This is a genomic window from Undibacter mobilis, assembly GCF_003367195.1.
Taxonomy (GTDB): Bacteria; Pseudomonadota; Alphaproteobacteria; order Rhizobiales; family Xanthobacteraceae; genus Pseudolabrys; species Pseudolabrys mobilis.
Genome location: NZ_QRGO01000001.1, coordinates 1,123,677 through 1,135,491, shown reverse-complemented (window position 1 = coordinate 1,135,491; position 11,815 = coordinate 1,123,677). Strand labels below are relative to the sequence as shown.

Below are 11,815 nucleotides of genomic sequence, written 5' to 3'. Positions count from 1 at the left end.
CAATGGAGCGCTTTTCGGCGTGGATGTCGTCGCCGCGAAAAGGATGGGATTCTGAATCATGACCGGCAAGGCAGTGGACAGATTGTTGACTGCGAGTCATGAGTCAAATCAACCGACCAACTACTACTACAAATAGATTTTAAGGATTCTTTAGGAAGAGCATCGTGCAAGCGAACCACGTGGGGACAAAGCCCCTGCTGCGTGTCCTTGAAGGTCATGCGCAGGACATTCCGCCGGTCTGGATGATGCGGCAAGCAGGCCGCTATCTGCCGGAGTACCGCGAGGTACGTGCCAAGGCGGGTGGTTTTCTCGATCTCTGTTTCAATCCGGAACTTGCGGCTGAAGTGACCTTGCAGCCGATCCGGCGTTTCAACTTCGACGCTGCGATTTTGTTCTCCGATATCCTCGTCATGCCGCTCGCTCTGGGACGCAAGGTCGAGTTCCTTGCCGGCGAAGGGCCGAAGCTCGAGCCAATGAAGGACGCGGCAGCGCTGTCTGACTTGCGGGATCGCGTCGATCACGATGTGCTTGCGCCGGTCTATGAGACGGTTCGGCGCGTCAAGGCAGGGCTGCCTGACAATACGACCTTGATCGGCTTCTGCGGGGCGCCCTGGACCGTGGCAACCTACATGGTGGCCGGTGAAGGGACCTCCGATCAGGCGCCGGCAAGATTGTTCGCCTATCGCGATCCGGAGAATTTCAAGCGCATCATCGATCGTCTGGTGCACGGTTCAATCGAGTATCTCGTCGGCCAGCTTAAGGCCGGTGCTGATTGCGTGCAGATTTTCGATACTTGGGCTGGCATTCTGCCGCCAGAACAGTTCGATCGCTGGTGCATGGAGCCGACCGAAAAGATTGTTGCCGGCGTACGCGCACAAGTTCCGGGCGCCAAGATCATCGGTTTTCCGCGTGGCGCCGGCGCAATGGCGTTGCCTTACGTCGAAGTGACCGGCGTCGATGCCATCGGTCTTGACTGGATGTTTCCGCGTAGCCTGGCGCATGACATCCTGCAGCCACGGGTGCCGATTCAGGGCAATGTCGATCCGCTTGCGCTGCTGGCTGGCGGTACGGCGCTCGATCGTGAGGTCGATGATGTGCTGACGATGGCTGACCGGCCGCTGATCTTCAATCTTGGTCACGGCATTCTGCCAGAAACCCCGATCGCCCATGTCGAGCAGATGCTGAAGCGAGTGCGGGGATAACGGGGACTGTGATCCTTCGAGGCACAGCTCTGGATGACGGACTTGCGCCGATGTGAGATCAGGTCGTCCTGAGATGCGAGGGCAAAGCCCGCGCCTCGAAGAATGGCGTGCCGAGAAAGCGACTATGTATCTCTGGATCAAAGCGCTGCACATCGTCGCCGTCATCTCGTGGATGGCGGGAATGCTCTATCTGCCGCGGTTGTTCGTCTATCACGTCAGCGCCGAACCGGGCTCGCAGCAGGCCAGGACCTTCGAGGTCATGGAGCATCGTCTGCTGCATTTCATCATGACGCCGGCCATGGCGGTGACCTGGATCGCCGGCTTGGTGCTGATGCTGGAGGGCGGCTGGCTGAGCGCCGGCTGGCTGCATGCCAAGCTGACGGCGGTTGTCGCCATGAGCGCAGTTCACGGGTTTCTTGGCCGCTGGGCGAAGGATTTCGCCGCCGGCCGCAACGTCAAAAGTGCGAAATTCTTTCGTATTATCAACGAAATACCAACGCTTCTCATGATCTTCATTGTGATCATGGTGGTGGTCAAACCATTCTAGGCCGGCTTGACGGGAAGCCGCGATGGGAGCCGGCCCCCTCGCCCTTCTTGCGCCCCTTGCGCGAAATCCCGGCCTCACTTATCTTGGCACCATCCCACCGAACGCAGGCGGATGAAGTCGCGTACCGGAACCGAGCCGTTCGGAACCGTCGCAGGCTCCAGGACCTTCTCCTGAAAAGCCCCGCGCCTCCCCAGACCTGCGAACTCACTCCCACTGTTTACTCGGCGCTGGCCCCGAATTTTTCAAGGCCAAGGTTCTCGGACCAAGCCCGGTTTGCCTTTCAAGGATCCTACCCCCCATGCGGGAAATGAAACTCCAGGACCTCAAGTCCAAAACCCCCGCCGAACTTTTGGCTTTCGCCGAAGAGCACCAGGTCGAGAACGCCTCAACCCTGCGCAAGCAGGAATTGATGTTTGCGATCCTGAAGCAGCTCGCGGCGCAGGAGATCGAAATCATCGGCGAAGGTGTGGTCGAGGTTCTCTCCGACGGTTTCGGCTTTTTGCGCTCGCCGGAATCGAACTACCTGTCCGGCCCGGACGACATCTACGTCTCGCCCTCGCAGATCCGCCGTTTCGGCCTGCGCACCGGCGATACCGTCGAAGGCCAGATTCGCTCGCCCAAGGAAGGCGAACGTTACTTCGCGCTGCTCAAGGTCAATACGATCAATTTCGAGGACCCGGAGAAGGCGCGCCACAAGATCAACTTCGACAACCTGACACCGCTCTATCCGGACGAGCGGCTGAAGATGGAGCACGACGATCCGACCAAGAAGGATCTGTCGGCCCGCGTCATCGACATCGTCGCACCGATCGGCAAGGGCCAGCGCGCGCTGGTCGTGGCGCCGCCCCGCACCGGCAAGACCGTGCTGCTGCAGAACATCGCGCACGCCATCACGGCGAACCATCCCGAGTGCTATCTGATCGTTCTTCTGATCGACGAGCGCCCGGAAGAAGTCACCGACATGCAGCGCTCGGTGAAGGGCGAGGTCATCTCCTCGACCTTCGACGAACCGGCGACCCGCCACGTCGCGGTTGCCGAAATGGTCATCGAGAAGGCCAAGCGCCTGGTCGAGCATGGCCGCGACGTCGTGATCCTGCTCGATTCGATCACCCGTCTCGGTCGCGCCTACAACACCGTGGTGCCGTCCTCCGGCAAGGTGCTGACCGGCGGTGTCGACGCCAACGCCTTGCAGCGGCCGAAGCGCTTCTTCGGTGCCGCGCGTAACATCGAAGAAGGTGGCTCGCTCACCATTATTGCCACCGCGCTGATCGACACCGGCAGCCGCATGGACGAAGTCATCTTCGAAGAATTCAAGGGCACCGGCAACTCCGAACTCATCCTCGACCGCAAGGTCGCGGACAAGCGCACCTTCCCGGCGATCGACATCACGCGATCGGGCACCCGCAAGGAAGAGCTGCTCACGGAAAAGGACACGCTCAAGAAGATGTACGTCCTGCGCCGTATTCTCAACCCGATGGGCACGATGGACGCGATCGACTTCCTGCTCGACAAGCTGCGCAACACCAAGAGCAATGCCGAGTTCTTCGAGAGCATGAACACGTAACGCGCCGATTAAGCGCTGAAATGAAAAGGCCGGGCATTGCGCCCGGCCTTTTTTGTTGTTGCGGTACGGCCGCGTCAGATGTCGAAGAACACCGTCTCGTTGTCGCCCTGCAGCACGATGTCGAACAGATAGGTCGCCTTGCCCGGCTTGTCCTGTCGCTTGGCGATCAAGGTCGGCACGCGGCTCTTGTGTTCGATCGCATTCAGCACCGGGTCGTCGGCATTGGCGGCTTCTTCGTCCGAGAAGTACATCCGCGTCTGCAGACCGATATTGATGCCCCGGGCGACGATCCAGACATTGATATGCGGCGCCGAGATCTTGCCGTTGCGCCAGGGCGTGCGGCCCGGCTTGATGGTGTCGAAGCGGTACACGCCGGTGTCGAAATCGGTGCCGGTACGGCCCCAGCCGCGGAAGCCGGCGGCGGCTTGCCGCTTGTCCGCCGGATGGGCGTAGTGACCATTGGCGTCGGCCTGCCAGATTTCGACGAGCGCATCGCGCACCAGCGCGCCGGTGCCGTCAATGACGCGGCCTTCGATGGCGATCGGTTCACCGGGCGTATCGGCGCCGGCGAGCACGCCGCCGAAATTGTTCTGGAAGATGTCGAAGCCGGCCATATGCGGAATGAGGCCGATGTGGACATAGGGACCCGCCGTCTGCGACGCGGTTTCTTTGAGGTATGCAAGTTGCTGCGCCATGGGTCAGTTTCCCTCCAGCCGGTTCTCGAACAAGGTGGAGCGGCGGCCCCGCAGAACGATGTCGAAACGATAGGTGAGACAGTCGTCGGGCACCGCCGCGTTGACATCGAGGGGTGCGATCAGACGATCGATGGCGTCCCTGTCCGGCACGACATTGACGATCGGGCAGATCTTGATGAGCGGATCGCCCTCGAAATACATCTGGGTGATCAGGCGCTGGATGAAGCCGGTGCCGAAGATCGAGAAGTGGATATGGGCGGGGCGCCATGAGTTGACGTAGTTGCGCCACGGATACGGGCCGGGTTTGACGGTCCGGAAATAGTAGTAGCCGTTCTCGTCGGTGAGCGTGCGGCCACAGCCGCCGAAGTTCGGATCGATCGGCGCGAGATACGTATCCTTCTTGTGCCGGTAGCGACCCGAGGCGTTGGCCTGCCAGAATTCAACCAGCGTGCGCGGCACCGGTCGTCCACATTCGTCGAGCACGCGGCCGTGCACGATGATGCGCTCGCCGATTGGATCGCCGGTCTTGGCGTAGTTGCGGATCAGGTCGTTATCGAGCAAGCCGATGTCGTTGTGGCCGAACACCGGGCCAGTGATGTCGCCGAGCGACTGGTCGAGCGATAAAAGCGCGCGGCGCGGGGAACGCGCCACCGAAGTCTTGTAGATCGGTTGATAGGCCGGCGGCTGCATCGCGCGGTCGCGCGAGAAGAATTCGAGCGGATTGTGCTGCGGATGCACGGATCCCGGCTCGTCGGCGACGAATGGCTGTCCCTGGATGTTCATCGGGTTTCCTTGAGCTGCTCCCATAAAAAATGGCGGCTGGATAAGGAGCCGCCGACTTCGGGACAGGATGAGCGATTTCGATAGCGCCGATAAATAGAATGATTATCATGTAATACATGAGCAAAATCGATTATTCGGCCCTCGATGGCCAGAACCTGCGGCTTTTCCTGGCCGTGCTCGAGGAGGGCTCGGTCACCGCCGCGGCGTCCCGGCTTGGCGTCACGCAATCGGCGGTCAGCCACGGCCTCGATAAGTTGCGCTCGATCGTCGCCGATCCGCTGTTCGTCAAATCGGGCCGCGGCATTGTCGCTACCGCGCACGCCCATTCGCTGGCAGCCCGTGCGCGCGACCTGCTCGACGGTATGAAGGCGTTTGCCCAGGGCGCTGCCTTCGACCCGAAGACGGCGCGGCTGTCGCTCACCGTCGCAGCCAATGATTTCCAGCGCGATCTGTTGCTGCCGCCGCTCTTGGCGCGGTTGTCGATGCAGACCGAGCGCATCGACCTGCGCGTCATTCCCTCCGGGTTGCCGAGCGGCGAGATGCTGCGTGAGGGACGCTGCGATCTGTTGATCACGCCGCGGCCGCCGGTTGCCACCGATGTATTCCAGCGCCTGTTATTCCGCGACCGCTATGTCTGCTTCTACGACGCCGCGAGCCGCGCGGCGCCGCGCAACCTCAATGCCTATTTCAAAGCGCGCCACATCACGGTGGTCTATCCGGACAATGAACGGCTGGAATTCGACCGGCGGCTGGCGGCGAAAAAGATCGCGCGCGATATCGCGATCGAGGTGCCGAACTTCTATGGCGTGCCGGCCTTCCTTCAGGGCACCGATCTGCTGGTCTCGATGCCGAGCCTGTTGCGCGGCGGCATGATGAAGCCCTTCGCGCAGGCCGCCATTCCGCTCAAAGACGGTATCACCGATCTGCCGATGTACATGGTCTGGCACCAGCGCTTCCAGAGCGACCCAGCACACGTGTTTCTGCGCGGCGAGCTCGAGCGCACTGCGCACGACCTTATCGGTCGCGGTCGGAACGCGTCTCCGGCAAACAAGTGAGGCCGCCCGGAGGGGAACTACGGGCGGCCTCGCGCGCGTGCGGTTGAGAGGGGTCCGCACAGGCGATGGGGATTTGCCTACGGACGAAATTTCACGCCGCCGTCCAGAAGACGCTCGCCAATCTCCCGCTCCAGACTGTCGGTGAGGCGTGAGCCGTTGCGGGCGACATAAGCGTCCACTGTCTTCTGGGCGTGTTGCTCTCGTGATTCGAGCAGCGAGTCGAACAGGCGACGCAGCAGACCGGGCTTGGGTTCTTGGACCGACGGCAAGGCGATCACTTGAAATCCCAGCGGGCGAGCAATGGCCATGGCAAACCTCCGTGACTCTGGCTGTTGAGTAAAGCTCAACTCTATGGTGCCAGAATCGCTCTATTAAGGCCTTTCGGCAAAGGATAAGGTCTCAGGCGATAGTTGAGCTAACCTCAATCATAGGTGTGAGGTGCCCATGGCCATGCCCCCGCTATCCGCGCTGCGTGCTTTCGAGGCGGCGGCACGCCACTTGAGCCTGACCCAGGCGGCGGGCGAGCTGAACGTCACCCCCGGGGCGCTCAGCCACCAGATCCGCGCTCTTGAGGAGATGCTGGGCGTCAAGCTGTTCGAGCGTCGCGTGCGCGCCATTGCGCTCACGGCCGCCGGCCGGCAGCTCTATCCAGGCCTGCAAACCGGCTTTGCCCATATCCGCGATGCGGTGGCTTCTTTCGATGCCGCGAAGAGCGGGCGCGTGCTTGTGCTCAGCACCTCGCCGGGCCTGACAGCGAAATGGCTGGTGCCGCGGCTTTATCGGTTCGCGGCTGCCCATCCTGACATCGATATTCGTATTTCAGCGACCGCCACGAATGCCAACTTCGTCAATGACGGCATCGACATGGCGTTGCGCAATATGGCGGTGCCGCCGAAGCCTGACGCCACGCTCGAATTTGACCTGCTGACCGACGTGTACTTCGTGCCGGTTTGCAGCCCGCGGCTTCTGGAAAAGCACGGACCGATCCATTCGCCGGACGATCTCGCGCGTTTCCGCCTCATCCATGACGAGTCGCTTCCGGCACCGGTTGCGCGGCCGGATTGGAGCGTCTGGTTTAAAACCGCGGGCTCAGGCGCGGTGGATCTGCGGCGCGGCCTGCGTTTCAATAGCGCCGATCATGCACTCGACGCCGCCTGCGAAGGCGCTGGCGTGCTGCTGACTTACGACATCCTGGCCTATGACGATCTGCGCAGCGGCCATCTTGTCATGCCGTTTCCGCTGGCTCTGGGATCCAATCGCGCATTTTATCTGGTGGGCCCCAAGAACCGGAAACGGCCGCCGGCCGCGGATGCATTCCGCGATTGGATCAAGGACGAAATCGCGGCGCTCGATTGGCGCTCGATCAGGCACGGTGCGGCGCACGACACGAATACAAAGAAGCGGTGATCGGAATCGCGCCTAAAACTTGAGCGCGTTTGCCGACAATTGATGCGGTGTTTGCGCACCTGCGACAAGAATTTGGAAACCATATTCGGGCGACTTTGATAGGCGAAACTTTCCGAAAATCGAGTTTGGAATGTCCGCCCGAAATCGAATTCCGCGGCCCGCCCTGTGGATCGCGGTGCCGGTGTTTGTTGTCTGCAACGCCGTCGTTGCGGCGTTCTATTTGTCGGGTTCGATCTGGATCGCGCTTGCTGTCGGTCTTGGCGGGGCGCTGGCTGTCGGTTCATTTGCCGAAAGCCGGCTGGCTGCGATCATTGCCTCGATCGGCGCCATTGCCGGCGGCGATCGCTATACCAGCCTGCCGGAGCGCCTTGGCGACGGCGCGATTCGTAACTTCGGCGACACTGCGAGCCAGATCCGTGCCGCCTTGATCGAGGCCGATACCTTGTCGGTCGATCAGAGCCGCCGCGAAACAGAAGCGCGGCTGCATCATGCCGGCCGCCATTTTTTCACTGGCAATTTCCGCCGTGCCATCGACGACGTCGTCAATGCTTTCACCATGGCCGGCGAACGTATCCGCGGCACGGCCGATGAATTGGCGCAGACCAATCGCCTGATGGCGCAGCAGGTAATGTATTCATCCGACGCTGCCGCCCAGGCCGCGGAGGAAGTCGCTGGCGTTGCGGCTGCGGCGCGCGACGTGCAGGCGCTGGCGGTCACTTCGTCACGCCAGGTGGATGAGGCCCGCGCTGCAACCACGCGCACGGTCACCGAGCTGGCGCGCGCCGACGAGACCATGCGCAACCTCGGGCTCGCCGCCGCGCGGATCGAACAGGTCATCAAGCTGATCCAGGCGATCGCGAAGCAGACCTCGCTGCTGGCGCTCAATGCGACGATCGAAGCGGCGCGGGCCGGCGAATCCGGCCGCGGCTTCTCGGTCGTCGCCGCCGAGGTCAAGGAGTTGTCGCGCCGCACCGAGATGGCGACCAAGGAAGTCTCGACCCAGGTCCATGATATTCAGGCCGCGGTGAACGAAGCAGCCGAAGCCATTGTGGCCGTTGACCAGAGTGTTGCGGCGATGAGCCAGGTCAACGAAAACGTCACCCGGCTGATGGAGCAGCAGATTGCCAAGCTGGACCACATCGGCACTGATGCCCGCAAAGTCGCCGTCACCGTCAGCGAGACCTTGCCGAGCATTCGCGCCGTCGTCTCCGATGTCGCCGGGGCCGGCGATGCGGTGCTGTCCACGGCCGATGATCTGATCGCCCGCGCGCAATCGCTGACCGCGTCGGTCAGCCGCTACTTTGCTGATCTTGACCACGGCTCGATCAAAGTGGGCATCCTGCATTCGCTGTCCGGCACGCTGACCGCCAGCGAGCGGCCGCTGCAGCAGATGCTGGTAATGCTGATCGAGAAGCTCAATGAAGCAGGCGGCCTACTCGGCCGTCCGGTCGAAGCGGCAATCCTCGATCCGCGCTCGGACGTCAAAGCCTATGCCGGCCAGGCCGAAGCGCTGTTGCGCGACCACAAGGCGGCGGCCATTTTCGGTTGCTGGACCTCAGCTTCGCGCAAGCAGGTATTGCCGGTATTGGCGCAGTACAATGGCCTGCTGTTCTATCCGAGCCAATACGAAGGTCAGGAGCAGTCGGCGCATGTCATCTACACCGGCGCGACGCCGCAGCAACAGGCCCTCCCCGCCGTCGATCATCTGATCGAGCTTGGCCGCCGCCGCTTCTTCCTTGTCGGCACCGATTACGTCTATCCGCGCACGACCAACGCCATCATCCGCAATTATCTCAAGGATGCGCATAATATCGGCGACGATGCGGTGGACGAACTTTATACGCCATTCGACGAAACCGATTGGCGCGACACGGTACATCGCATCCGCAAGTTCTGCGGCAAGGGCGGTGCCATCATTGCCACGCTGTCGGGTGACTCCAATGTCCATTTTTTCCGTGAGCGCGCCCGTCAGGGCCTTGATGCTGACATTCTGCCGGTGATGAGCCTGTCATTGGGCGAAGCGGAAATGCCGGCGCTGCATGAACGCAATCTCATCGGCCACATGGTGGCGTGGAATTATCTGCAGACCCTGGACACGCCGGAGAATCACGCATTCATCGCCGAATGGCGCCGCTTCACCGGTGACGACAAGGCGCTGACCAACGATCCGATGGAAGCGACATGGATTGGTTTCAATCTCTGGGTTCAGGCAGTCACCGCGGCCGGTACCACGGAAACACAGGCGGTGCGCCGTGCGCTAGCCGGCCGTACGATCCGCGCGCCGTCGGGCTTCGACGTTCGCCTCGACCCGGACAACCAGCATCTGCACAAACCATCGGTGATCGGCCGTATGGATGCGAGCAACGTTATTTGGCCGGTGCGTATCAGCAGCGGTCTCATCGCGCCGGAGCCGTGGAGCCAGTGGCTCGGCGCGGCTAAGGTTCTCAAGAAGGCGGGTTGATCAGAACGCCTTAACCGCCTCCGCGATCTTGCCCGGATCCGTCACCGGCAGCGAGCAACGCTCGCCGACGCAAATGAAGGCCGAACTTCCCGATATCGCTTTCACCTTGTCCTGTGCCGGATGCGATGGCGGAAGCGAGTCGGCCGACGGCGCGCGCAGCACGATGCGGGACAGGTGCGGCAGCTTCAGAGCCTCTTGCGCGAAGGTTTCGGCGTCCGGTCCCGTGCAGACGATTTCGGCGGCGCGCAGCCGGAAATCGAGCGCGTTGAGCAGCGCCACATGGCCGAACAGGTTCTGCGTTGCGCCGGCCAGAATGCCCTCGAGCAATGCGTCCGCCCGTATGCGCCATTGATCGTCGCCGGTGAGCGCGGCAAGCCGCACCAGATTCTCGGCGGCAACGGCATTCGGGTTCGGCGTGGCGTCGTCGCTTGCACTCGCCGGCCGCACGATCAGCCCTTCGGCATCGTCGGCGGTGAGGAAGTAGCCGCCATTGGCGGGATTGGTGTAGTGCCGGTCGAGCGCTTGCTGCCAGGTCACGGCGCGGTCGAGATAGGCGCGCTGGCCGGTCGCCTCGTTGAGCGCCAGCGCCGCCTTGATCATGCAGGCGTAGTCGGAGGCCAGCCCCGGCAGCAGCAATTGCCCGGCGCGCCAGGAATGGCCGAGCCGGTCGTCGTGCGTCATTTGATCGGAAACGAAGTCGAAAGCCTGCCGCGCCATGACGAGCCACTCCGGCGCGTCGAACGCGGTCGCAGCCTCGGCCAGCGCCGCGATCATCAACCCATTCCAGTCCGCCAGGACCTTATCGTCAAGTCCAGGCCGGATACGTTTCTCACGCTCGATCACCAACTTACCGCGCAACATGGCCAACCGGGCCTCGCCAGGCCGCCCTGCCGCGCCGTCCTCTATTGTGCGCGGTAAGTGCTTGAGCTGGTTGAGAATATTGTGACCTTCGAAGTTGCCTTCGGCGGTCACATCATATTGCGCTGCGAAATAGTCGGCGTCCGCGCCCAGGATGTCCCGGATTTCCGCCAGCGACCAGACATAGAACTTGCCCTCCTCACCTTCCGAATCGGCATCGAGGGATGAGCAGAAAGCCTTGTTTGCGTTGGTCATTTCCCGCTTGAGCCAGCCGACGGTCTCGGTCGCCCGGGCGCGGTAGAGCGGGTTTTTGCTGCGGGTCCATGCTGCAGCAAGAAGGGCGAGAAGCTGGGCATTGTCGTACAGCATCTTCTCGAAATGCGGCACCAGCCAGCGCTCATCCACGGAGTAGCGGGCAAAGCCGCCGCCGAGGTGGTCATAGATGCCGCCCTCGCAAATATGGGTCAGCGTCAGGTCGAAAAGCTCGAAGAACCGCGCGTCGCCGGTGCGCTGGCCGGCACGCCACAGCATTTCGAACAGCGCCGCCTGCGGGAATTTCGGCGCGCCGCGCAGCCCGCCCCGGACGCTGTCGAAGGCGTTGCCGAGCTGCCGTGCTGCCCCGTCCAGCTCCTTGAGCCCGATGGTGGCCTTGCCTGCCGGATGTGCTGCCTCGGCGAGGCGCGCCATGAGGGCTGCGCGGTTCTGCTCGATCTTGTCCGGCTCCTCGCGAAACAGCCGCGACACCTCGCGCAAAATGTCGGTGAAGGCCGCGCGGCCGAACTTGGCCTCTTTCGGAAAATAGGTGCCGCCCCACACCGGCTCGCCGGCCGGCGTCAGGAACATCGTGAGCGGCCAGCCGCCCTGCTCGCCCAGCAGATGCAGCGCGTTCATGTAGATCTGGTCGATGTCCGGCCGCTCCTCGCGGTCGACCTTGATGTTGACGAACAGCGCGTTCATCACCGCCGCGGTGGCTTCGTCCTCGAAGCTTTCATGCGCCATGACATGGCACCAGTGGCACGCGGCATAGCCCACCGACAGCAGGATGGGCCGGTTCGACTTTTTCGCCTCCGCGAGCGCTTCGGGGCCCCACTGCCACCAGTCGACCGGATTGTGCTGATGCTGCAGCAAGTAAGGCGACGTTGCCGCAGCAAGGCGGTTGGTGTGGGGCGGATTCGAGGGCGCTGTCATGGCGACACACTAACGTGTCACGGCGGGAAATGTCCCCGTGATCGTCATTCCAGGG

At 62.4% G+C, this 11,815-nt stretch carries 10 protein-coding genes; 6 read left to right on the top strand and 4 right to left on the bottom strand.

Annotated elements, in window-relative coordinates; genetic code table 11:
• Window positions 1–161 precede the first annotated feature (161 nt).
• From hemE to rho, 3 genes are all read left to right on the top strand, one after another.
• A complete protein-coding gene (gene hemE / locus DXH78_RS05295) occupies window positions 162–1,202 on the top strand; it encodes a uroporphyrinogen decarboxylase (RefSeq protein WP_430727490.1) in 1,041 nt (346 codons plus the stop codon).
• 124 nt (window positions 1,203–1,326) lie between these two features.
• Entirely contained in the window at window positions 1,327–1,749 is a 423-nt protein-coding gene (gene hemJ, locus DXH78_RS05290) for a protoporphyrinogen oxidase HemJ (protein WP_115516075.1), read from the top strand.
• A gap of 298 nt (window positions 1,750–2,047) precedes the next feature.
• Window positions 2,048–3,313: a transcription termination factor Rho gene (gene rho, locus DXH78_RS05285; protein ID WP_115516074.1), complete on the top strand. Its 1,266-nt coding sequence runs from the start codon at window positions 2,048–2,050 to the stop codon at window positions 3,311–3,313.
• Window positions 3,314–3,387: 74 nt separating this feature from the next.
• Here the strand turns inward: rho and pcaG are convergent, their stop codons facing one another.
• Window positions 3,388–4,008 (bottom strand): protocatechuate 3,4-dioxygenase subunit alpha, encoded by a 621-nt coding sequence (gene pcaG, locus DXH78_RS05280; RefSeq protein ID WP_115516073.1) that lies wholly within the window; start codon window positions 4,006–4,008, stop codon window positions 3,388–3,390.
• 3 nt (window positions 4,009–4,011) lie between these two features.
• On the bottom strand, window positions 4,012–4,791 hold the full coding sequence (gene pcaH / locus DXH78_RS05275) for a protocatechuate 3,4-dioxygenase subunit beta (RefSeq protein ID WP_115516072.1): 780 nt from the start codon (window positions 4,789–4,791) through the stop codon (window positions 4,012–4,014).
• A 116-nt stretch (window positions 4,792–4,907) separates the two neighbouring features.
• Here pcaH and DXH78_RS05270 point away from each other — a divergent pair, with 116 nt between their 5' ends.
• The gene (locus tag DXH78_RS05270) at window positions 4,908–5,846 is read left to right on the top strand and encodes a LysR family transcriptional regulator (protein ID WP_115516071.1); all 939 of its coding nucleotides are present in this window, start codon (window positions 4,908–4,910) and stop codon (window positions 5,844–5,846) included.
• Between the two features lie 77 nt (window positions 5,847–5,923).
• On the opposite strand, the gene DXH78_RS05265 is transcribed toward DXH78_RS05270, so the two are convergent.
• A complete protein-coding gene (locus DXH78_RS05265; protein WP_115516070.1) occupies window positions 5,924–6,154 on the bottom strand; it encodes a hypothetical protein in 231 nt (76 codons plus the stop codon).
• A gap of 136 nt (window positions 6,155–6,290) precedes the next feature.
• On the opposite strand from DXH78_RS05265, the gene gcvA reads away from it, so the two are divergent.
• Complete coding sequence (gene gcvA, locus DXH78_RS05260) at window positions 6,291–7,253, top strand: transcriptional regulator GcvA (protein ID WP_115516069.1); 963 nt, start codon at window positions 6,291–6,293, stop codon at window positions 7,251–7,253.
• 130 nt (window positions 7,254–7,383) lie between these two features.
• Window positions 7,384–9,714 (top strand): transporter substrate-binding protein, encoded by a 2,331-nt coding sequence (locus tag DXH78_RS05255; protein WP_115516068.1) that lies wholly within the window; start codon window positions 7,384–7,386, stop codon window positions 9,712–9,714.
• Here the strand turns inward: DXH78_RS05255 and DXH78_RS05250 are convergent, their stop codons facing one another.
• Window positions 9,715–11,760: a thioredoxin domain-containing protein gene (locus DXH78_RS05250; protein ID WP_115516067.1), complete on the bottom strand. Its 2,046-nt coding sequence runs from the start codon at window positions 11,758–11,760 to the stop codon at window positions 9,715–9,717.
• Window positions 11,761–11,815 lie beyond the last annotated feature (55 nt).